The organism is Enterobacter cloacae complex sp. SHL009 (assembly GCF_049237205.1).
Classification (GTDB): domain Bacteria; phylum Pseudomonadota; class Gammaproteobacteria; order Enterobacterales; family Enterobacteriaceae; genus Enterobacter; species Enterobacter cloacae_M.
This window is the reverse complement of sequence record NZ_JBMKIW010000006.1, coordinates 73159-94718: the sequence shown is the minus strand read 5'-3', so window position 1 is coordinate 94718 and position 21560 is coordinate 73159. Positions and strand designations below refer to the sequence as shown.

The 21560-nt window shown below is 53.5% G+C and carries 19 protein-coding genes and 1 pseudogene; 4 read left to right on the top strand and 16 right to left on the bottom strand.

The genetic code is table 11. The annotated features are described in order from the left end of the window. Positions 1–2: 2 nt before the first annotated feature. From ACOTZC_RS15220 to rfaQ, 6 genes and pseudogenes are all read right to left on the bottom strand, one after another. Positions 3–773 (bottom strand): glycosyltransferase family 2 protein, encoded by a 771-nt coding sequence (locus ACOTZC_RS15220; protein ID WP_045400335.1) that lies wholly within the window; start codon positions 771–773, stop codon positions 3–5. Further along, positions 773–2047 (bottom strand): lipid IV(A) 3-deoxy-D-manno-octulosonic acid transferase, encoded by a 1275-nt coding sequence (gene waaA / locus ACOTZC_RS15215; RefSeq protein WP_045400332.1) that lies wholly within the window; start codon positions 2045–2047, stop codon positions 773–775. Before waaA ends, ACOTZC_RS15220 begins: the two co-directional genes overlap by 1 nt. Before the next feature lie 66 nt (positions 2048–2113). Further along, the gene (locus ACOTZC_RS15210; RefSeq protein ID WP_045400329.1) at positions 2114–3103 is read right to left on the bottom strand and encodes a glycosyltransferase; all 990 of its coding nucleotides are present in this window, start codon (positions 3101–3103) and stop codon (positions 2114–2116) included. Between the two features lie 11 nt (positions 3104–3114). Beyond that, a pseudogene (locus ACOTZC_RS15205) lies at positions 3115–4215 on the bottom strand (glycosyltransferase). Positions 4216–4217: 2 nt separating this feature from the next. Further along, positions 4218–5345, bottom strand: a complete 1128-nt coding sequence (locus tag ACOTZC_RS15200; protein ID WP_045400323.1) for a glycosyltransferase family 4 protein — start codon at positions 5343–5345, stop codon at positions 4218–4220. Next, positions 5342–6412 carry a putative lipopolysaccharide heptosyltransferase III gene (rfaQ, locus tag ACOTZC_RS15195; RefSeq protein WP_248162867.1) on the bottom strand — a complete coding sequence of 357 codons (1071 nt, stop codon included), beginning with the start codon at positions 6410–6412 and terminating at the stop codon, positions 5342–5344. The genes ACOTZC_RS15200 and rfaQ overlap by 4 nt, the downstream gene beginning before the upstream one ends. A gap of 150 nt (positions 6413–6562) precedes the next feature. On the opposite strand from rfaQ, the gene ACOTZC_RS15190 reads away from it, so the two are divergent. Next, positions 6563–7519 (top strand): polysaccharide deacetylase family protein, encoded by a 957-nt coding sequence (locus tag ACOTZC_RS15190; RefSeq protein ID WP_239631598.1) that lies wholly within the window; start codon positions 6563–6565, stop codon positions 7517–7519. Between the two features lie 23 nt (positions 7520–7542). Here ACOTZC_RS15190 and ACOTZC_RS15185 read toward each other — a convergent pair whose 3' ends face one another. From ACOTZC_RS15185 to rfaD, 6 genes are read right to left on the bottom strand one after another with little or no spacing between them, the layout of a single operon-like run. Beyond that, on the bottom strand, positions 7543–8754 hold the full coding sequence (locus ACOTZC_RS15185) for an O-antigen ligase family protein (protein ID WP_248169719.1): 1212 nt from the start codon (positions 8752–8754) through the stop codon (positions 7543–7545). Continuing rightward, a complete protein-coding gene (locus ACOTZC_RS15180; RefSeq protein ID WP_047173746.1) occupies positions 8742–9650 on the bottom strand; it encodes a glycosyltransferase family 2 protein in 909 nt (302 codons plus the stop codon). Before ACOTZC_RS15180 ends, ACOTZC_RS15185 begins: the two co-directional genes overlap by 13 nt. A gap of 5 nt (positions 9651–9655) precedes the next feature. Further along, entirely contained in the window at positions 9656–10765 is a 1110-nt protein-coding gene (locus ACOTZC_RS15175) for a glycosyltransferase family 9 protein (protein ID WP_421635853.1), read from the bottom strand. Positions 10766–10768: 3 nt separating this feature from the next. After that, entirely contained in the window at positions 10769–11752 is a 984-nt protein-coding gene (rfaC, locus tag ACOTZC_RS15170) for a lipopolysaccharide heptosyltransferase RfaC (RefSeq protein ID WP_047173747.1), read from the bottom strand. 3 nt (positions 11753–11755) lie between these two features. Further along, on the bottom strand, positions 11756–12802 hold the full coding sequence (gene rfaF, locus ACOTZC_RS15165) for an ADP-heptose--LPS heptosyltransferase RfaF (protein ID WP_047173748.1): 1047 nt from the start codon (positions 12800–12802) through the stop codon (positions 11756–11758). 2 nt (positions 12803–12804) lie between these two features. Next, complete coding sequence (gene rfaD / locus ACOTZC_RS15160; RefSeq protein ID WP_008502707.1) at positions 12805–13737, bottom strand: ADP-glyceromanno-heptose 6-epimerase; 933 nt, start codon at positions 13735–13737, stop codon at positions 12805–12807. A 215-nt stretch (positions 13738–13952) separates the two neighbouring features. Between rfaD and kbl the strand changes: the two genes are divergently transcribed. Together kbl and tdh are read left to right on the top strand one after the other, a co-directional pair. After that, entirely contained in the window at positions 13953–15149 is a 1197-nt protein-coding gene (gene kbl, locus ACOTZC_RS15155; RefSeq protein ID WP_126303899.1) for a glycine C-acetyltransferase, read from the top strand. A gap of 9 nt (positions 15150–15158) precedes the next feature. Beyond that, positions 15159–16187 (top strand): L-threonine 3-dehydrogenase, encoded by a 1029-nt coding sequence (tdh, locus tag ACOTZC_RS15150; RefSeq protein ID WP_023309906.1) that lies wholly within the window; start codon positions 15159–15161, stop codon positions 16185–16187. A gap of 26 nt (positions 16188–16213) precedes the next feature. Here the strand turns inward: tdh and ACOTZC_RS15145 are convergent, their stop codons facing one another. Together ACOTZC_RS15145 and ACOTZC_RS15140 are read right to left on the bottom strand one after the other, a co-directional pair. Beyond that, complete coding sequence (locus ACOTZC_RS15145; RefSeq protein ID WP_421635852.1) at positions 16214–17128, bottom strand: hypothetical protein; 915 nt, start codon at positions 17126–17128, stop codon at positions 16214–16216. A 15-nt stretch (positions 17129–17143) separates the two neighbouring features. Beyond that, complete coding sequence (locus ACOTZC_RS15140) at positions 17144–18349, bottom strand: glycosyltransferase (protein ID WP_047173751.1); 1206 nt, start codon at positions 18347–18349, stop codon at positions 17144–17146. Positions 18350–18554: 205 nt separating this feature from the next. Here ACOTZC_RS15140 and ACOTZC_RS15135 point away from each other — a divergent pair, with 205 nt between their 5' ends. Beyond that, on the top strand, positions 18555–19355 hold the full coding sequence (locus ACOTZC_RS15135; RefSeq protein ID WP_047173752.1) for a glycosyltransferase family 2 protein: 801 nt from the start codon (positions 18555–18557) through the stop codon (positions 19353–19355). A 3-nt stretch (positions 19356–19358) separates the two neighbouring features. Here ACOTZC_RS15135 and ACOTZC_RS15130 read toward each other — a convergent pair whose 3' ends face one another. Beyond that, complete coding sequence (locus ACOTZC_RS15130) at positions 19359–20291, bottom strand: divergent polysaccharide deacetylase family protein (protein WP_421635851.1); 933 nt, start codon at positions 20289–20291, stop codon at positions 19359–19361. Between the two features lie 3 nt (positions 20292–20294). Continuing rightward, on the bottom strand, positions 20295–21554 hold the full coding sequence (gene envC, locus ACOTZC_RS15125; RefSeq protein ID WP_229218481.1) for a murein hydrolase activator EnvC: 1260 nt from the start codon (positions 21552–21554) through the stop codon (positions 20295–20297). Positions 21555–21560 lie beyond the last annotated feature (6 nt).

Genomic DNA, 21560 nt, shown 5'->3' with positions numbered 1-21560 from the left:
GCTCACGTTTTCTCTGAGTAGCCGCGGCAGAGCGCCCACAGCTCGGTGTATTTGTTGAAAGTATACTGGGCATTCACTACCGCGAGTAACCAGCCCTGCTTGCCGTCCAGCACGCCACCACGCAGCAGCAGCGTTTTCAGAAACGCGCCCAGCGTGTGGGTGAAGATTCCCGTCAGCGAGGCCTTCTTGCCGCGCTGGTGACGCTCCTGCGCCCATGCGGTGGCATAGTTGAGCTGTTTACGCTGGAAGCTCGCGAAATCACGGCAGGTCAGGTGCAGCAAATCGCCCTTCAGGGGGATGACCTGAGCGCTATCGCAGCTCAGGGATTCATGCACCAGATTGTCGTTGTACTGATACCGCTCGCGCTCGTAGAGGCGCATCACGCGGTCAGGATACCAGCCGCTGTGGCGCATAAAACGGCCAAGGAAGTAGTTGCGGCGGGCAATGCTGTACACGGCGCCAGGCTGGGGCGAGGAAAGTACAGCCTGAATGGCCTGCTGAAGCTCCGGCGTGATGCGTTCGTCGGTGTCGAGCATCAGGACATAATCACCTGTGGCATACCCCTGTGCGCGCTGGCGCTGGATGCCGTAGCCTTGCCAGTCAGCGTCGACAAAGACGTTTGCGCCCGCTGCCCGGGCAAGATCCACCGTGTTATCCGTACTTCCGGAGTCAAGAATGACTATCTCGTCAGCCCAGGCAACCGACGCCAGGCAATCCGGAAGCAGGTCGGCGGCGTTTTTGGCGATCATGACGACCGACAGACGCGTTGACATCAGTGGCTCCGCTGGGGCAGATAAGGTTGCAGAAGCTGCAGCAGTCGGGTCAGTGCGCCCTGGTTCTGGTGCAGCACTTCGACGGCATGACGCCCGTACCACAGGCGATAATCTTCGTCAGTCAGAAGGGTCGATACCTCTTTAACCACCGAATCCGCATCGGTCACGGTAATTAAACCATCGGCCTGCTGTAATTTCGCGCAGATATCTTTGAAGTTAAACGTGTGCGGCCCCATCAGTACCGGAATGGCGTGGGCTGCCGGCTCCAGCGGGTTATGACCGCCGCGCTCCACCAGGCTGCCACCGACAAACGCGAGGTCAGCGATTCCGTACAGCAACATCAGCTCGCCCATCGTGTCGCCAATCACCACCTGGGTGCTGCCGGAAGGGATTTCACCGCTGCTGCGCAGCGTGAAGCTGAAGCCGCCTTTCTGAACCATTTCACGGGCATCTTTAAAACGCTCCGGATGGCGAGGCACGAGGATCAGCAGTAAATCAGGGAATTTTTCCAGCAGCTTGCGGTGAGCCTGCAGGATGATCTCTTCTTCGCCATCATGGGTACTGGTCGCAATCCAGACCTGACGACGCGGGGCCCACTGGCGACGCAGCGTGATCGCACGGGCGGCGAGTTCAGGGGTAACGGAAATATCGAACTTCAGGCTGCCCGTTACCGCAAGCTGGTTGCGTTTCAGGCCCAGAGAGATAAAGCGCGCCGCGTCCTCTTCGTTCTGCGCGGCAATCAGCGTGATTTTGCCCAGCAGGCGGCGCATAAATTTACCCAGCTTGCCGTAACCTATCGCCGAGCGCTCTGACAGGCGCGCGTTGGCAATGACCAGCGGGATTTTACGGGCATGCAGAGCGGAAATCATGTTCGGCCACAGTTCGGTTTCCATCACGATCACCAGCTTCGGGCGAACGGTGTTGAGGAAACGATTCATGGCGCAGGGCAGATCGTAAGGCAGATAGACGTGCTGCACGTCTTTGCCGAAAGCGGATAACGCGCGCTCCGAGCCGGTTGGCGTCATCGTCGTGACGGTGATTGGCAGCGAAGGGTAGCGGTGACGCAGGGCGCGAACCAGCGGGATCGCCGCCAGCGTTTCACCGACAGAAACGGAATGCAGCAAAATACCGTCCGGTACGACTTTATTGCGGCAGAAGCCATAGCGTTCAGCCCAGCGTTTACGATACGCAGGCGCTTTCCGGCTACGAAGCAACAGTCTCAGCCACACCAGTGGCTGAATGATGTAGAGCAGAGCGGTATACAACAATTCCAAGCGATTATCCGTTTTTTTAGTTTCGGCGGGCAAATTCTAAGCATTTAGGCCAGGTAAAGCTATCTCTTATGCCAGATACCGTTTCAAACGGAAATAACGTCGACCCAGCCGCCAGCGCAGACGCGGATTTTTTGCACTTTTCCAGATGAGTTTCCAGATGCCTGTTTCGAAGAACTCTTTAATAATCATTGATTTCTTCTTCTCATCCTTCATGTTGTCGAAGGTGTGAATAATGCCCAACCCCTCTTTGGCAATTTGCCAGTGGCAGGCAGGGATCCCTTTCACTTTATCCGGGTAGCGCTGATTGATGGCGTCGAGCATCTGCAGGATTTTCATGTAGTGACGCGCGGAGCGAATTAGCGTGTCGTCATTGTCCGGCATATGAGACACCGATGCAGAGTGAATGTAGTAGTCGTAATAACGTTCACTGGTGTACTGAACCCGCTCTGCCGCAAGCAGCACTTCGGTGGTCCACGGAATATCCTGATGGCGCAGGCCGGGTTCGAAATGGAAACTGTGTTTACGGATAAAGTCGTGGCGATAGATGTTCAGCCAGGTGACGTGAAGGAATTTACGTGAATCCAGCGCCATTTTTAACCACGCAGGGCCAGCCATGACCCCTGTGGAAGCCAGTTTGTCTTCAGGGAAGATCGGGCGTGAGGGTTTCTTGTTGTTCTCCCAGACGTAGTTCCCGTTACAGGTGGCGACATCCAGATCCTGCGTGACGGCCATATCCAGCAGGCGCTGGTACATGCCGGGTTTAAAGACATCATCAATATCCGGGAAAGAGAGATATTGACCCGTCGCAACGGCCAGACCGGTGTTACGCGCGATGGATACGCCCTGGTTTTGCTGTTCTATAACCTGCATCTGCGGTAGTTTTTCTCGCCATTTTTCGACGATCTCCATCGAGCGGTCAGTAGAGCCGTCATTGACAATGATGACTTCCATGCTGTCGATGCGTTGATTGACAAGGCAGGTAAAGAACTGATCCAGGAAAGCTTCACCGTTATAAACGGCAACCACCACGCTTAACAATGGGGCAGAATTTTGCATAAGAAACCTGATTATTTTTGATTGTCGACCAGAGCAATATATTGCTGGCAAATGGCACTGATACCGAACGACGCGATGGTTGCATCGCCAACGACCGGCGGGGCGGTATAAATATCCGCCAGCGTTTTTGCCAGTGACGCGTCATTTAACTCTGCCAGCCCGCGCGCTAAGGCTCCGGTGAGGATTTCAGCAGGGCCTCAGGGGCAATTTGTACTGACCGGTGGCGTCTGGCAGATAATGGCTTCGACCAGCACATTACCAAAACCTTCGCAGTCAGAACTTAACACTAAAAGGCGTGCCCCTTTAATCCAGGGATAGGGATTGGAGTCGAACGGGCGGAAAACCGTTTTGTTTTCAATACCCAGCTCGGCTGCAAGCTGCTTGAGTTTGCGAATTTGAGCGTCAGAGCCATTGCCCATCATGACCAGCGTGGTGTCAATTTTGCTCAGGGCGAACGCACGTAAGAGTCGGTCGTGGCGTTTGTGCTCATGGAAGCGGCCAACATGAATAATGTAATCCTTTCCCTGCATTTCGAAAGGCGCATCCGCCAGACGCTGAATTTCAGGAATATCAAAAGGATTATGGATAACCGCTTTGCGTCGAAGATTGAGCGCCAGCGTCTCGGAAAGATCTTTCAACACGGCGCCTGAGACGGCGACAACGTTGCGGTTTTCGTAGGTATGACGAATTTTAAGATGTTTAAACCAGCGCGAAAGTCCGCTGCGATGGCGAAGATAGGAAAACGAGAACATGCCGTGCACGCAGAACCAGACTTTGTCACGTTCCAGCGCGCGGCAGTGCGCCACAATGCGGTCTGTCTTGTGCAGGTGAGAGAACACCACATCAAATTTGCCGCTGCGCTCAGCTCGCTCAATCGCCTGATCAAGCAGTTGGGCGCGGCGTGGGATCTCCGTCAGCTTTCGCCACGGTTTTTTACATGTGTCCTGAACAACCTGATAATCGATGCCTTCCGGGATGGCGTAGTCGCACACTTTCCGCAGAGAGAATAGAGAGACCTGATGCCCCATTTCTATTAACCCGCGGGAGAGTGTAAGAACCGTTTTTTCGGCTCCTCCACCGGGTAAACCATCAATAATCATTAGGATGCGCATTTTTAATCCAGTAATTTTTGATAAAGCGTAATAAGCTGACTTGATAGTTTTTCGGGAGTGGCGTCTTTTACACGTTCACGTGCCGCTCGTCCCATATTGTTATTTTTTTCCAGTGAAGGGATAGCGGCTACCGCTTCCTTCAATGTACTGATATCAAGTGCGTCACAATAAAATCCGTTCTGGCCTTGTTGAATAAATTCTGCACCACCGCAACTCTCTGAAGTAATGACGGGCAAGCCGCAGGCCATCGCTTCAAGAATGACGTTAGGAAAGGGATCATACAGCGTTGGCAACAGTAAACCATCGGATAGCTGATAAAAAGGCAGAGTTTCTTTTTGCATCCCCAGGAAACGGATTTGCCCCTCGCAGCCTAACGAACGGGCGAGGTCGCGGTAACGACGTTCTGCTTTATCTTGCCCAACCACAATCAGCCAGGCAGATGTTCCAGCAATAGCGCGTATGGCGCTGGCTAATCCTTTTCGTTCAAACCCTGAGCCTACAAAACAGAACACAACGGCATCGGCTGGCAAACCAAATTGTTGGCGCAAAATCGCACGCTGTGCCTCCTGGGCCGGAACGAAGCGGCTGGAATCAATAGAATTATAAATCACATGAATTTTCTTTGCGTCAATATTAAAGTCTTCAACGATTTCGCGTTTGATCATCTCCGCATTACAGATTACGGCTTTTAACTCAGGCGCCTGATACATTTCCCGTTCCGCACGCATCACATAGCGGTGATAGCGGTCATACATCAGCATTTGCGCGCGCCAGGCAGGTAAAATGCGCGCGCGCTGCAGCAGCCAGCGACGATGCACCCCATCACCCGCGCGATAAATATCACACCCCGGGATGCGCTCATGGCTTTGAACAATATCAAACTGCTGTTGCTGCCACAGCGCGCGCGCGGCCTGTGCAAATCCGCGTTCTCGACTGATACGGCCCCATTTCTGAGGGTTGCAAATGTGGATATGCCAGTCGTCTTGCTTCTCTCCCTGCCACTCGCGCGTGATGACGTTTAGCTCAAGGTTCTGATTGCTCAGCGCGGTGAGGGCGCGCGAAACGAAGCGTTCTGCTCCGCCATCAGGGCGATACTTTTGGCGAACAATGGCCAGGCGATTGGGTTTCATGACAGATATCTCCTTGCGGCGGAGACGACAGCATCAACGGGAATGGCGTCGAGATAGCGTTCTTTCGTTTTGGTATCAATGGCATCCGGATCGGGTAGCGGGCCGTAATCGCCGGCCCAGATCACTTCCCCTTTAACCTGCCACGGTGACCAGAACGTCAGTTTTGATGGACCAAACAATGCCACGCAGGGCGTTTGAAGCGCGGCAGCCATATGCATAGGAACGGAGTCAACGCCAATAAAAAGACGCGCATGATCGATGAGTGAGGCCAGCTGGCGCAACGTTAGCTGGCCCGCCAGAGAGACGCCCCCCGTCTTCGGCGAGGCGGCGAGAATGCGATCGATCATCGCCAGCTCTTTTTTATCCGGCCCCGCGGTGAGCACAACCGTATGGCCCTCCTGCTGCAGTGCAGTAATGGTTTGCGCCATTTTGTCTTCGCTCCAACATTTAAAGAACCAGCGGGACGTTGGTTGGATCACGATGTAGCTGTCGCCAACACCCGTCTGCGTCAGTCTTTGACGGGCATGATCCCAGTCTTCTGCGGTGTAGGCCATGGTGACGGCAGGCTGCGGCGCGACAGATAATGGCCCCAGAATGGAGAGATTCTGCTCGACCGTATGCAGGGATTTGTGGCCGTCGACAGAGACCAGATCGGTGTGACAAAAACGCCAAAAGGCACTATTGCGTTTGTTAAATGCAAATCCGAGGCGAACGGGGGCGCCGGTGAAGCGGGTGACAATTGCGCTACGCCATTGATCGGCAAGGTTAATGACCAGATGATAATGCTGATTTCTTAACGCACACAGTAGCTGCCACTCTTTTTGAAGATGCTTCAGCGTGCCCAGCTGCTTCCATTTACGATCGATTCCATAAATTGTACCGATCGCCGGATGCGCGGCGAGCATATCGCGCGTTTCTTCATACAGCAGGACATCAATCTGCGCCTGCGGCCATTTTTGACGTAACGAATCAATGACGGGAGTGGTCAGCAACATGTCGCCATGATGGCGGAGTTTGATAAGTAAAATGCGCAAATCAGGTGTGTCAGGTAAGTTATTCATCATCATCTTATCGGCGTTGTACTGATGGCAATTCTAATAGACCTGATAGCGACTTGCACTCTTTCTCCATAATCTCAGGAATTTCCCTGGAAGGGTTTACTCATGCTTTGGAGAGTGCGTAACATAGCGCTAACTTTCCTGTCTTGCGGACTCATTATGAACAAACCAGCGTTTATCATCACAATTGATACTGAGGGCGATAATCTCTGGCAAAATCACCGCGTCATTAAAACGGAAAATGCGCGCTATCTGGCGCGGTTCCAGACGCTTTGTGAGCGTTTCGGTTTTAAGCCCGTGTGGCTGACCAATTACGAGATGGCGATCGAACCCGTTTTCATTGAATTCGCCAGGGACGTGATTGGCCGCGGTCAGGGCGAGGTGGGAATGCACCTTCACGCCTGGAATAGCCCACCGGAACACGATCTCACGGGAGACGACTGGCGCTGGCAGCCTTATTTAATTGAATTTTCGGATGAGGTGATGCGCGAGAAAGTGCTGTTCATGACCCGCCTGCTGGAAGAGACATTCCAGACCAAAATGTTAAGCCACCGTGCCGGGCGTTGGGCATTTGACAGTCGCTACGCAAAATTGCTCGTTGAACTGGGTTACCAGGTTGATTGCTCCGTGACGCCGCGGGTGAACTGGCGCAATGCGAAAGGTGCGCCGCAGGGTAATGGCGGAACGAATTACCAGCATTTCCCCGACCACGCCTATTTTATCGATTTAGATAATATTTCCCGGGCGGGCAATAGCCCACTACTCGAAGTGCCGATGAGCATCCAGTATAAACACCCGGCCTGGTTGAACACGATCAAACAGGGTTACGACAGGCTTCGCGGTAAATACCGCTCACCCTCTGTGAACTGGCTAAGACCGTCCGGTGGGAATGCGGCGCAGATGATTCAGGTCGCACAGCAATGTCTGTCGCAGGGAAGTGAGTACGTGGAGTTTATGCTTCATTCGTCGGAATTTATGCCTGGGGGAAGCCCCACATTTAAAGATGAGGCGGCGATCGAAGGATTATATCAGGATTTAGAAATGCTCTTTGGCTGGTTATCCGATAAGACGGTAGGGATGACGCTGGCGGAGTTTTATCAATACAAGAAAAAATAATGCCCGCGACGCGGGCATTATCGTTAGCGTTGCCGGGTTTGCGAAAAAGGTGTACTCAGCGCAAACACGGTGACAAAGAAGATTAAGGCTTCTGAACTCAACAGTATGACGTCCGTCAGGCCATAGAGTAATAAAAGAAGCATAGTCGTCAGCAGCAGGCCATTCCGGTTTTTAAGTGCGTAAACGATCATCGATATATAGAAAAAGAATAATATCGCCAGCCCGGGGATCCCCTGCAGAGAATATTTTTCAATAAACTCATTATGTAGATGCACCCTGATATAATCGAGTGCGGATGCAAGATGTGGATGTCCATTTTTCACATATTGCTGTGTCCATACTTCACGGTCTTCAACTGACTGCCCTAAAGGATGGGCAAGGCCATTTTGAATACCAACACTCCACATAGAAAAACGTGCGCCGAGTGAAGTTGCATCATTGCCTTTTTGATAACTTTCAACTTCAGTTTGTGTTTGTTGTAACTTGGGTAAAATTAATGGCTTGTAGCTAACGATAACAATACCCGCCACAATACATAAGAAAATCAGCGTTGATTTAAGGTGTATTCTTTTGAAGTGATAAAGCGTGAGTACAATCGCCAGGATCAAATATAATCCCATTGCGGCACGCGTGCCCGTTAGAAGAATAACAAAATAAGATATTAAGATGATGAGTCCTGCGGCTACATACAGTTTTATATTTTTCTGTAGATAAAGGCTGTATACAAACGCTAGCGACAGTACAGAGTAAACATAGGCCGACACGGTCGCACGGTTTATGGCCATCTCAATACGTCCCATACCCTGTGATGCCTGCCATAAGCCATAACCAGTGGCAAGTATAACCCCTGCACCAGAGGCGTATAAAAAATATTTCTGGAAGGAAGCTTTATCAATATAAGACTTAAACCGGTCAAGGTAAAAAATGAGAATACTTGCGAGAATCAACTTTTTACTTGCACCGAGATAATCGCTATAAGCGTTCAGACCTTCGCTATGATATTCATACACCAGATACCAGCCAAGATTGAGCAACCCAATTAGTAGAATCGGTAAGGCGATAGAAAAAGGACGCACTGTGATTTTTTTATATTCGCACGCTAAGCCGATAATGCTGGCATAAATCGCAATATAGAAAAACTCTCGCTGCTTACCAGAACTCAGCAGCGCCAGCGCGAGCGAAATAAGGCTCATAATCAGCGTAAGCTGATAAAGTCGCAGTTTTACTTTTTCCATAATGCCTCAATAACCCTTTTTTTGTAGCTGAAACGTACATCTCTTGAGAAGAAGAAAGAGAGAGAATAAAGTGCATTGACCCGCTGTTTGACCAGTTTGAGTTGCAGGTCAGTCAGATGCTGCCGGTGGTTACGGTAGATATCAAACCAGTGACAATTAACAAGATGCTGAAAAGAACGAGGGAATGTTTTTTCCATCTGTAATGTGCATTCAACCAGCGTAGCGATTTTAGTGGCGTCGAGACGGCTCGACAAACTGTCGCTACGTTTGATGTAATAATAGTGTCCCTGACGCTGATAAACGATTTTACTCGATTGCACCAGCATGCCGGGAAATACGGCGAAATCTTCATAGCAAACCATCGAAGGAATCGGGTTATCTACATACAATTTCCGATGAATGAATTGCCCGATGAGGTGTGCCTGAAAATCTTTGTGCTGCAGGAATCGCTTTATTGCCTCATGCTGTGACAAAGCAACAGGAGAGAACCCCTGCCACTCGGCTGTAATTTTTTTTGTGTCGCGAATTTCCAGCAGGCGCGTCAGAAGCATATCAGGGCGCTCTGTTTTGAGAAACGCCACGGCGTCCCTGATGCTGCCTGGTTTCAATCGGTCATCGCTATCCAGCATGGTAATGTATTCGCCTGAGGCCAGCGAGAGGGCACTGCTTCGAACATGACCGACGTTACGGTACTCAACGTATCGGGATTGCGCATTCGGAAGCGTTGGTAGCCACGCCTCAATAATATCCTGTGTAGAGTCATTGGAACTGTCGTTAAAGATAATGATCTCCACATCTTCGCCCGCACCCTCAATCGCGTTTTGCAGGCTTTCTAGCGTTGTGTGAAGCGTCTCTTTGGCGTTATGCGCGGCAATAATGATGCTTAGAAAGGCCATAAAAATTAGTTTCCCTGAGCATCAAAGGAGTATGCGGTTGCGTTAATTGTTGGTAGCTCACAGATGAAATGTTTAAGTTCACGCAGCGATTCGTCTGTTACAGCGAAGAGTTCTTCCCGGCCCTGTGAGAAGTAATATCGTGTTTCAAAAACATATGAGCAAATATTGTCATCATTACCAATTAGCAATACGTTGCCCAGCGGACGCTGTTCATAGTGGCAACAAGGCCCAAACAGTAAGATTACCGGCACGCCGACAGCATCGGCAATGTAGACATTCCCCGAGTCAGACGCGATATAGCAATCCATTTTAGAAATGGCCCACGGCAGCTCTTCAAGCGAGATTTTGCCAATCAGATTAATAAAGTTGGGCAGTTCACCATAAGCGCGGGTGATATCATCCATCCACGATTGTTCATTCGGCGCGCCAAAGACATAAAACTCGCAGGGCAGGTCGACGAGACGATCGGCAATTTGCTTCCAGATGACCGGCGGAACGGTTTTCGCTTTATTCCCGGCGGCTACGCTGATGCCAATGCGGATCACGCCGGGTTTGTCGAGGATTGCCGGATAGGTCGCGGGTTTGAAAAGGGGTTTTGTGGCGTGCTTTGGCGAGTCTTGCCAGGATAAGGCGCGATCGGCCAGCCTGAGATAGTTCGTGACCGAAAGCGTCTTCTTACCGTGTTCAACAGTACCGTCTGCCGTTGCATAGAAAATGCCGTGATACCATCTGCGCGTGTAAGTGCTTAAAAACTGTTTGTTTTTAGCGTTACATACGGAGGCGAAAAAGAGGTTCACGCTGTTGGGTTGCAGGAGATAGACATTGTCATAGCGGTCCATGATCCGGCAGGCAAAGACCAGCTTTCGCCACAGGTTACGCTTATGCTGCTCGATAAAAAAAATCTTGTCGATCGTCTCATCATGCTTCGCCAGCGCACCTACGCTACGGCTGATGAGCACGTCGCTTTTTTGCAGGTACGCCAGAAGGGGCGTTGCATTAACAAAATCGCCGATTTTTGCTGTCTGAATGACCAGGTTTTTACCCGTCTCTTTGCGGAACAGCTTCCGGATAAGCTTCACCGGAAAGAGTAAAATCAGCAGAAATACGTAACTCATGCGTTAGATATCCCTGTTGGAAAGCCAACGGCTGCCCTGTAAAAATGAAAAAATAGCATCTGCGCTGATATCCTTCGTTTGCTGGGTCGGGCTGACCATCTGATGCTGGTTTTTGCCGTAACCCCCGATCAATCCAGGATCGGTCGGACCAAAAATCGTAATATTCGGACGATCCAGCGCCGCGGTTAAATGGCTTAAACCTGTATCAACGGAAACAACAGCATTCGCTCCCGCCAGCTGCGCTGCAACCTGTGCCAGCGTGAGTTTTGGCAATACCTCGACGTGTGAAAAGCCGTCTGCCAGACGCTCTGCACGCTGCCGCTCATGTTCGGCACCCCACGGGAGTTTAATATGGATGCCGGTGGGTTGCGTTAGTTCAATCAGGCTTCGCCAGTGCGATTCCGGCCAGTGTTTATCGTCGCGCGTTGTGGCATGCAGGAAGACAAGATAAGGCTGAGCACAGGGATCTGTATTGCGCAAAAAGTGCTGCGTAATGGCGTAGTCGCCCTGGGTTTCCGGTTTCGCGTAGCCCAGGCTTTTTGCAAACAGCTCGCGGGTACGTTCGACGGCATGCTGTTGCTTTGCGATGTGGTGGCGACGATTATAGAACAGGCTCGCCAGCGGTTCGCGGGCGGTGTGCCAGTCCATACCGTGCTTTACGCCATGTGCCAGACGCGTCACCAGCGCGGCGCTTTTCACCAGCCCCTGGGCGTCGATGATAGCGTCATAATGCTGTACCTGCACCGCCTCACGGAAGGCCTTGCGTTCGGCTTTAATCGGCGCGGAGAACCACGCTTTGCGCCAGCGGCGAATCGCCACCGGTATCACGCGGTCAACCGCTTCATGCCAGGTGGGGATCTGCGCGAAGCCTTCTTCCACCACCCAGTCAAAACGAATGCCGGGAACGGCCCGCATGGCGTCCGTCAGTGACGGGAGCGTATGCAGCACATCGCCCATCGAAGAAGTTTTAACGATCAGTACCCGCATTCGTTATCCTTCTTCACTCAACAGCAGTTCGTTAAGCTCTTCGAGAACGCGCTCTGGCGTAATGTCGATCAGGCTCTGATGGTAGCCTTCTGCGGCATCGCCCTTGCGAACTTTATGGTAGCCCGTGATCAGGCGGATGACGCGCGCTTTATGAGAAAGCGGGGGCGTGAAGTCCGGGCTACTTGGGCCATACAGCGCCACCAGCGGGCGGTTGAGCGCGGCAGCGACGTGCATCAGGCCCGAATCGTTGCTGACCACAGCCTTACAGGCGGCGATCAGAATAACCGCCTGTTCAAGCTGCGTTTCTCCCGCCAGGTTGCGGCACCAGGCCTGCTGTTCATTACTGAGCGTCGCGAGAATTTCGTTGCCTGTCTCGTGGTCCTTTGCCGAACCGAACAGGACAATCTGGTAGCCTTCGTCAATCAGCTGTTTCGCCAGCTCCGCATAGTGGTAGTGCGGCCAGCGTTTTGCCGGGCCGAACTCGGCGCCGGGGCAGAAGCCAATCATCGGACGTTCAGACGAAAGGCCAAACGCGTTACAGGTCTGGGATTTTTCACCGTCGTTGACCTGAAGCTGTGGCCATAGCAGAGGCTGCGGCAGATCTTTCGCACTGCGCATCACGCCTTTGTCGTAGGCTAGCGCCACATAGCGCTCCACCATCAGCGGCCAGGCCTCTTTATCCAGCACCCGCGCATCGTTCAGCAGGCCGTAGCGCATTTCACCGCGCCAGCCGGTGCGATGTGGAATACCCGCAAAAAAGGGCACCAGGGCGGATTTAAAGGAGTTTGGCAGGACATACGCCCGATCGTAGCGCTTCTCGCGCAGGCTATGGCCGAGTTTACGGCGTTCGCCAATTTCCAGCGCCCCGTGGCCAAGCGGCATCGGGATCGCCTCGTTCACTTCCGGCATACGCGACAACAGCGGACGGCACCATGCGGGTGCCATCACGTCGATTATCGCCTGGGGATAACGCGCCTTGAGCGTGCGATAGAGACTTTGCGACATCATCATGTCGCCCACCCATGACGGGCCGATCACCAGAATCTTCATACTTACGCGTCGCGGTTCAGCCAGGCCATATATTCCGTTACGCCTTCGGCAACGGTCTTGAACGGCTTGTCGTAGCCTGCGGCGCGCAGGTTGGTCAGATCGGCCTGGGTGAACGCCTGATAACGGCCTTTCAGCTTGTCAGGGAACGGAATGTACTCGATGCTGCCTTTTTTGTGATAAGCCAGCGTTGCGTCAGCCACGGCCTGGAAGGACTCCGCGCGGCCGGTACCCAGGTTGAAGATGCCGGATACGCCGTTTTCCCAGAACCACAGGTTCACTGCGGCAACGTCGCCTACGTAAACGAAGTCGCGCTTAAAGCCGTCGCTGCCTTCGAACAGTTTCGGGCTTTCGCCGTTATTCAGCTGGGTGTTCAGGTGGAACGCCACGCTCGCCATGCTGCCTTTGTGGCCTTCGCGCGGTCCGTAGACGTTGAAATAACGGAAGCCGACGATCTGCGAGTTCGCTTCTGGCAGCACCTGACGCACGTACTCGTCGAACAGGAATTTGGAGTAGCCGTAGACGTTCAGCGGCTGCTCATATTCACGGGACTCGATGAAGTCCGAGGTGCGCCCGCCGTAAGTGGCCGCAGAAGAGGCATACAGGAACGGAATTTCACGCTCCAGGCAGTAGTGCAGGATCTCTTTGGAGTACTGATAGTTGTTGTCCATCATATACTTACCGTCCCACTCGGTGGTGGAAGAGCACGCACCTTCGTGGAAGATGGCTTCGATCTCGCCGAACTCTTCGCCTGCCATAATCTGGATAAGGAAGTCTTCTTTATCCATGTAGTCAGCGATGTTCAGATCCACCAGGTTGACGAACTTGGTGCCGTCTTTCAGGTTGTCAACCACCAGGATGTCGGTGATGCCTTTGTCATTGAGAGCCTTAACAATATTGCTGCCGATAAAGCCCGCGCCGCCGGTAACGATGATCATAACTGTAACCTTTGAAGTGTGGAGCCCGGGGACAATCCCGGACGCTAATGTCTCTATCATATCATTAGTATGGCTGCCCTTCAGCCATTCACCTTCACAGCGCAGGGGTACGCGTGATTTATGCTGCAAAAACGACAAGAGATGACGTGTCATCTCGTCATGAACTATAGGTTTGGGTAATATGTCCCGAAATTTGCCGAGTCTGGAGAATTGCAATGCGTGGTGATTTTTACAAACAGTTAAACAGCGACCTCGACACCGCACGTGCGGAAGGGTTGTTCAAGGAAGAGCGTATTATCACGTCTGCCCAGCAGGCGGACATCACCGTTGCCGACGGCAGCCATTTGATCAACTTTTGTGCGAACAACTATTTAGGTCTTGCGAATCACCCTGAGCTGATTGCCGCTGCAAAAAACGGCATGGACACCCACGGTTTCGGCATGGCCTCCGTACGCTTTATCTGCGGTACGCAGGACAGCCACAAGCAGCTTGAGCAAAAGCTGGCGAGCTTCCTCGGAATGGAAGACGCGATTCTGTACTCCTCCTGCTTTGACGCCAACGGCGGTCTGTTTGAGACCCTGCTTGGCGCAGAAGATGCGATTATCTCCGACGCCCTGAACCACGCTTCCATCATCGACGGCGTACGCCTGTGCAAAGCGAAGCGTTTCCGCTACGCCAACAACGACATGGTCGAGCTGGAAGCGCGCCTGAAAGAGGCGCGTGAAGCCGGTGCTCGCCACGTGCTGATCGCCACCGACGGCGTGTTCTCCATGGACGGCGTGATCGCCAACCTGAAGGGCGTTTGCGACCTGGCGGATAAATACGACGCGCTGGTGATGGTCGATGACTCTCACGCGGTCGGCTTTGTCGGCGAAAACGGCCGCGGTTCCCACGAATACTGTGACGTGATGGGCCGCGTGGACATCATCACCGGTACGCTGGGCAAAGCGCTCGGCGGCGCGTCCGGCGGCTATACCGCCGCGCGTAAAGAGGTGGTCGAGTGGCTGCGCCAGCGCTCCCGCCCGTATCTGTTCTCCAACTCCCTGGCGCCGGCCATTGTTTCTGCCTCCATCAAAGTGCTGGAGATGGTGGAGTCCGGCGCTGAGCTTCGCGACCGCCTGTGGTCCAACGCCCGTCTGTTCCGCGAAAAAATGAGCGCCGCAGGGTTTACCCTGGCCGGTGCTGACCACGCGATCATTCCGGTGATGCTGGGTGATGCGGTCGTCGCGCAGCAATTTGCTCGCGAGCTGCAGAAAGAAGGGATTTACGTCACCGGGTTCTTCTTCCCGGTGGTGCCAAAAGGTCAGGCGCGTATCCGCACCCAGATGTCTGCGGCGCATACGCCTGAACAAATTGAACGTGCGGTGGAAGCCTTTACCCGCATCGGCAAACAGCTGGGCGTAATTGCCTGAGGACGTGTGATGAAAGCGTTATCCAAACTGAAAGCGGAAGAAGGGATTTGGATGACCGACGTGCCGGAGCCGGAAGTCGGTCATAACGATCTGCTGATCAAAATTCGTAAAACCGCCATCTGCGGTACTGACGTTCACATCTACAACTGGGACCAGTGGTCGCAGAAAACCATTCCGGTACCGATGGTTGTCGGTCACGAATATGTCGGTGAAGTGGTGGGTATCGGCCAGGAAGTGAAAGGCTTCCAAATTGGCGATCGCGTCTCCGGTGAAGGCCATATTACCTGCGGCCACTGCCGTAACTGCCGCGGCGGGCGTACGCACCTGTGCCGTAATACCATTGGCGTGGGCGTAAACCGTCCGGGCTGCTTCGCGGAATATCTGGTGATCCCGGCCTTTAACGCCTTCAAAATCCCGGACAATATCTCTGACGATCTGGCCTCCATCTTCGACCCGTTCGGCAACGCGGTGCACACGGCGCTCTCCTTCGACCTGGTCGGTGAAGACGTGCTGGTCTCCGGCGCGGGCCCAATCGGCATTATGGCGGCTGCGGTGGCGAAGCACGTGGGTGCGCGCAACGTTGTGATCACCGACGTGAACGAATACCGTCTGTCGCTGGCACGCAAAATGGGCGTCACCCGTGCGGTAGATGTCTCGAAAGAGAGCCTGACCGACGTGATGGAAGAGCTGGGCATGACCGAAGGCTTTGACGTAGGTCTGGAGATGTCCGGCGCGCCGCCGGCGTTCCGCACCATGCTCGACACCATGAATCACGGTGGCCGTATCGCGATGCTGGGTATTCCGCCGTCAGATATGTCTATCGACTGGAACAAAGTCATCTTCAAGGGGCTGTTCATCAAGGGCATCTATGGCCGCGAGATGTTCGAGACCTGGTACAAGATGGCGGCGCTGATCCAGTCCGGTCTGGATCTGTCCCCGATTATTACTCACCGCTTCTCCATCGATGAGTTCCAGCAGGGCTTCGACGCGATGCGTTCCGGCCAGTCAGGAAAAGTGATCCTGAGCTGGGATAAGTAATCAAAAAGGGGCCTCAGGCCCCTTTTTTACTGATTCTTTTTCTCTTCGTCCGTCAGGTAACGCACCTTGCGGGTGTAGTCCTGACCTTTGAACAACAGTTTGTTATCCGGCGATTCAAGATACTTCTGCCATTCGGAGAGAGGGAAACCGCCGTGCGCGCCAATCACCTCTTTCGGTACAACGGCTTCCTGACCGCCGATTTTCTTCGAGACCGGCCAGTTCATCCAGTCACCCAGGTTAACCGTTTTTAGATCCAGCATGTCCAGCAGCGCGGCGAGCGGCAGCTGATCGGTCGGCGGCTGCGTGTCGTCCATCAGCTCCCAGGTATCCTGGAACAGCGTCAGCCACAGCGGGCAGATACGGCGCCAGGTTTTTTTAGTTGCCGCAAGAAACGCGCCGTTAACGTGATCGACCAGATACGGGCGCACCGTCTCTTTGTAATACGCCGGCACTTTCTCCGCTGGCGCACCGTCCAGCTTGGCAATCATTTTGCCCTGACGGAAGCTGGAGTAGATATGCATATCTGCCATGTTGATCTCGGGCATCTTGAGCAAGTTGAGATCGGAATCGATCATCAATACGCCTTCACCGCGCGCCTGCAGCGGGGCGTTAAGCTTCACCAGGCGGCTGAGGTAGATCTGCTTATAGCGGTAACCTTCCTCACGAACCGGAAGGTTAAGCGTCACTACGCGTGTTTTCGGCGGCAGTACCCCAAAGGCGGATTCAGGCTGATCGCTGACGATGACGATTTCGCTCACCCCGGTGGCATAGCGTTCCGCGAAGGTGGCAGAGAGTAATGCTTCTTCGACGAAATCTGCGCCGGTACACGGAATCACAATAGAATCCACCGCAGCAAGCGCGCCCGTCACGGGCAGAGAGCTGTAAAGAATGTTGTGTCGCCCGGTGATATGACGATAGCGAGCATTAAGAAATTTAAACATAGTTATCTCGTTTGGTTAGTGCGCGCCAAGCACGGCTTCGACACCGCTGACATAGTTTTCGATGGCATAGGTATGACAGACGTTCTGGTATGCAGCCGCAGCCAGTCGAGCCCGCAGGTCCGCATCTGACCAGATATTGTCCAGATGCTGTGCAAGCTGTGAAACATCGCTCCAGGGGAAGAGCAGCCCTGTCGAATCATGATCAATCAATTCCGCCGTGCCGGTCACCTGAGAGCCAATCACGGGGATATTGAGAAGCATCGCTTCCAGCACCACGCGCGGCAGCCCCTCGCTTTTTGAGGCCAGAATAAAGGCGTCAAACGTAGCGAGGTAATCAAATGGGGTATTCTGAAAACCGGTGAAGATGACGCGGGATTCAATTCCCAGCGCTCGGGCTTGTTCTGTTAAAGCGCGACGCTCGGCACCTTCTCCGACCAGCACCATTTTCCATTTCGCCTGGGGATGTTTCTGGCTGAACTGTGCCAGCGCCTCCAGCGTGTGGTGGTTGGCTTTGCGAGGGATTAACGACCCGATACTGCCGAACACAAACGTGTCGTCATCGATGTTCAGGCGCTGGCGCATCGCGCGTCGGTCAGGTAAAGGCTGGTGGATGTCGATGGCATTATTGACCGTCGTACACAGTTCGGGCCGGACGCCATGCTCAAGCAACACGCGTTCAACGCCGTGCGAGACGGCGATGATTTTTGTGGCATGGGCATTAACCAGCTTTACCAGCGGCGGGGTTAAAACAGGTTCAATGCGGCAGTGCTGAATCAACCGCGCCTGCAGCTTTGCCGCCGCGAGATAGCCTTCCTCATTTGAGCCCGGCTGGTTATTCATATAGAGCGTATCGAAACCGCCCTGCTTGAAAAGGGTTTCGATTTTGCTGACGTTAGGCCTGATGCGCCACATGATATCCACATGACGTGTAAATGCCTTGCGGGCGCCGCGTGAGAAAAACAGCAGGCTACGTCCCGCTTCCTTCAGCAATTTGGCCCAGACCGGCTGCTGGCGTTGAGGGATAACGATGAGTGGGATCCCGATGCCGTTGAGCACCTGGCCAATCGTCTCACCTTCAGCACGACTATAATCACTGTAAAAACAACAGGTAATATCGAATTTATCGCGATTGATTCGCTTCAGGAGCTCAAGCATACTGTTGGTGCCTCCCCCCCATTCTTTACCCGTATCCAGGAGGAGAATTTTACTTTTGTGCGGCATGTCTGAATCCGTGTGCTACCCTTCAACTGACTGCATTATAAAGAATCTGTTGAAATAAAATAGATTTTTCTATTTTATTGCGCTTCAGGATTAGACAAAATTTCAAGCGTGCTTATTTGAAAAGTGTGATTCAGGACTTTAATCGTCTCTACTCATTTATATAGTATTAATAATATTAATTTAGACTGCTATTGAGAGTGGGGAAATGTTTAAAATAACGGTCTGCTTATTAACGTTTAATTCTGAAAGATTATTGCACGATGTTATCCCGCCTCTTTTGAAAATAGCGGATGAAATTGTCGTAGTCGATTCTGGCAGCACGGACAAAACACGATATATTTGTGAAAGCTTTGGCCTTCAACCCGTCTATAAAAAATTTGGCTGGCATGGCGAGCAGATGAACTATGCTATATCCTTAGCCAGCCATGACTGGGTCCTGTGCATCGACAGCGACGAAATTCTTGATCAGGAAACGGTTAATGCCGTTTTAACGTTAAAAGCAGGCGATGAGCCAGACCCGGGAATGGCATGGCAAATATGCCGCCACTGGTTTGTTCTGGGTGAGGAAGTCCGGACGATTTATCCTGTTTCATCCCCTGATTATCCTGTGCGTCTTTTTAACCGTAACCAGTCTCGGTTTAATAACCGACCGGTAGACGATCAGGTCGAAGGTTTTCTCCGTTGTGAACGTATTCCGGGTTATGTAAAACATGATACGTTTCCCACGATGCATGAGCTTTTTAACAAATTAAATTGTTATACAACCCGCCTGGTTCAACATCAAAAAATACGGCCCTCTATCGGGCGCGGCGTAATCAGCGCCATCGGGGCTTTTTTCAAATGGTATCTGTTTAGCGGCGCCTGGCGTAAGGGCAAAGTGGGGGTGGCGACGGGACTGTACGCCACAGCCTATAGCTTTTTGAAGTATTTCAAATCCTGGTATCAGCATCAGGAAAAAAAAGAGCCCGTTGCTAACGAGCAGACGGACTCTCAGATTGCGAAATAAGCGTCAGGCTTTCTTACCCCATCCCTGCCACTGCTGCTGGACGTAATTCACCAGCGTACTGTTACTGATGCTGTCTCCGATGACGGAGAAGAAGCGGGTTGCATAGACCGGCTCAAGCGGCTGCTTCGGTACGCAGCGCTTCACGCCGCGGAACGGATTACGCGGTGCAGTTGGCACGGGCTGCGCAGAATTCGGCGTAGAGGTATCCACCTGCGGCTCGTTAAGCAGATCGCTCGGGCGCACCAGCGTGATATCGGAAGGTAAGGTCGGCAGCATTTGCTGCAGGACGCGGACGGTCGACGGGTGCGGGTGACCGATGGCAATGGCCGAACCATTGCGGCGGGCCAGCTGTACCGCGCGATTGAACTGCATACGAATATCGGCTTCGTTCTGGGTGTCATCCAGGAACACCTTGCGCTTAATCACCTTTACGCCCGTTCCCTGAGCGGCGCGCATCGCCTGGCTGTTGCCGATGGTCATGCTGTCGAGGAAGTAGAGGTTGTAACGCTCCAGCGCCTGCATCACTTTTAGCATCCCGTACAGGCTGGAGGTCATAGCGCTGCCCATATGGTTGTTCAGCCCTACGGCATACGGCACCTTGTTGTAGGCGTCGCGGATGATGCGCTCGATCTCCTCGCTGCTCATATCCGGGCGCAGGGTATCTTTTTCCAGCGGCTGTTTGCTGAGCGGGGCCATGGGCAGGTGGATGAGAACCTGATGCCCGCTGCTGTGGGCTTTGGTCGCCATCTCACGCGCATGGGGGGCATTTGGCAGGACGGCAACGGAGATGGCTGACGGCATCGCCAGCACCTGATTTTCATAGTGCGGACGATAACCAAAGTCATCAATCACGATAGCGAGCTTACCTGCGTATACCGGTGCAGCCAGCGCCAGCGCGCTGACGACGGAGAAAACGATTCGACGAAATTGAAGCAAAACTTATCTTCCCAACCACGGCTGTGGATTGACCGCCTGACCCTGACGACGAATTTCGAAATAGAGTGACGGGCGGCCCTGACCGCCACTGCTGCCCACAAGGGCGATGGGTTGGCCCGCGCGCACCTGCGTGCCGACGCTGACCAGCGCGCTCTGGTTGTAGCCGTAAAGGCTCATATCACCTTTACCGTGTTCGACTACCACCACCAGTCCGTAACCCTGCAACCAGTCGGCCAGAATCACACGACCATCGGCAATCGCTTTCACTTCGCTACCTTCAGACGCACCGATAACGATCCCTTTCCAACGTAGCTCACCCTGCAGCTGTTCGCCATAGCGATGCAGAATTGAACCGCGAACGGGCCAGAAAGCCTGGCCGCGAGGTGAGCCCAGGCCGCCGGTACGCGACATCAGGGAACGTTCACTTTCGCTTGGCTTGTAGGTGGTGCCTTTGCGGGAGGCTTCCTGCTGCTTGTCGCGAACGGCCTGCGCCTCGCGAGCCTCTTTTTCGGCGCGCGCTTTCGCCGCGGCTTCCGCACGGGCGATGCTGTTACGCAGTTTGGATTCGTTGGCGCGCATTTCGCTCAGCTGGCTCTGTCCTTCCTGAATCGAGGACTCGAGACCGGCCAGGGTTTTCTTACGCTCGTTGCGGGCCTGCTCGAGCTTCGCCTGCTGGGCCTGCTGATCGTAGAGCAATGTCTGCTGCTGGCTCTGCTTCTCTTCCAGCTCGGCTTTTTGCGTTGAGACCTCTTCGCGCGTCTGCTTCAGCTGCGCGATCGTCTCCTGACGCGCCTGGTTGAGATAGCCAAAGTAGGCCTGCAGGCGCTGGCCGCGCTGGCTCTCTTCGCCGCTGAGGATCAGCTGGAGTCCGGTATGTTCACCCTGACGGAATGCGGCATCAAGCTGTGCGGCAAGATTGCGCTCCTGCGCATCGCGCTGGCGCTCGAGTTTGGCAATCGACGCGTTCATCTCGTCGATCTGTTTATTCAACTGGGCGAGGGTATTTTGCGTTTCACGGAGTTTACGCGTTGCGGCGGAGATCGCCTCTTCCTGCTGCTTAAGCTGGGCGAGCAGGGCGGAGCGCTGCTGCTGCTGCTGGCGTACCGCACGCTCTTTGGCGGCGATATCGGCCTGAATGGATTTCAGCTGGTCGCGGTCATCCGCGTGGGCGGATACGGCGCACAGCAATACGCCAGCGCTGAGTGCGCTGGCGTAAAACAGAGGTCTGACTGATAACCTAAGCGGCTTCACGACCCATGTGATTGAAAA

Coding starts and splice junctions, on each gene's coding strand:
- ACOTZC_RS15220 (WP_045400335.1), bottom strand. CDS start 773: ATGTCAACGCGTCTGTCGGTCGTCATGATCGCCAAAAACGCCGCCGAC.
- ACOTZC_RS15210 (WP_045400329.1), bottom strand. CDS start 3,103: ATGCAAAATTCTGCCCCATTGTTAAGCGTGGTGGTTGCCGTTTATAAC.
- ACOTZC_RS15200 (WP_045400323.1), bottom strand. CDS start 5,345: ATGAAACCCAATCGCCTGGCCATTGTTCGCCAAAAGTATCGCCCTGAT.
- rfaQ (WP_248162867.1), bottom strand. CDS start 6,412: ATGATGATGAATAACTTACCTGACACACCTGATTTGCGCATTTTACTT.
- ACOTZC_RS15190 (WP_239631598.1), top strand. CDS start 6,563: ATGAACAAACCAGCGTTTATCATCACAATTGATACTGAGGGCGATAAT.
- ACOTZC_RS15185 (WP_248169719.1), bottom strand. CDS start 8,754: ATGGAAAAAGTAAAACTGCGACTTTATCAGCTTACGCTGATTATGAGC.
- ACOTZC_RS15180 (WP_047173746.1), bottom strand. CDS start 9,650: ATGGCCTTTCTAAGCATCATTATTGCCGCGCATAACGCCAAAGAGACG.
- ACOTZC_RS15175 (WP_421635853.1), bottom strand. CDS start 10,765: ATGAGTTACGTATTTCTGCTGATTTTACTCTTTCCGGTGAAGCTTATC.
- rfaC (WP_047173747.1), bottom strand. CDS start 11,752: ATGCGGGTACTGATCGTTAAAACTTCTTCGATGGGCGATGTGCTGCAT.
- rfaF (WP_047173748.1), bottom strand. CDS start 12,802: ATGAAGATTCTGGTGATCGGCCCGTCATGGGTGGGCGACATGATGATG.
- rfaD (WP_008502707.1), bottom strand. CDS start 13,737: ATGATCATCGTTACCGGCGGCGCGGGCTTTATCGGCAGCAATATTGTT.
- kbl (WP_126303899.1), top strand. CDS start 13,953: ATGCGTGGTGATTTTTACAAACAGTTAAACAGCGACCTCGACACCGCA.
- tdh (WP_023309906.1), top strand. CDS start 15,159: ATGAAAGCGTTATCCAAACTGAAAGCGGAAGAAGGGATTTGGATGACC.
- ACOTZC_RS15145 (WP_421635852.1), bottom strand. CDS start 17,128: ATGTTTAAATTTCTTAATGCTCGCTATCGTCATATCACCGGGCGACAC.
- ACOTZC_RS15140 (WP_047173751.1), bottom strand. CDS start 18,349: ATGCCGCACAAAAGTAAAATTCTCCTCCTGGATACGGGTAAAGAATGG.
- ACOTZC_RS15135 (WP_047173752.1), top strand. CDS start 18,555: ATGTTTAAAATAACGGTCTGCTTATTAACGTTTAATTCTGAAAGATTA.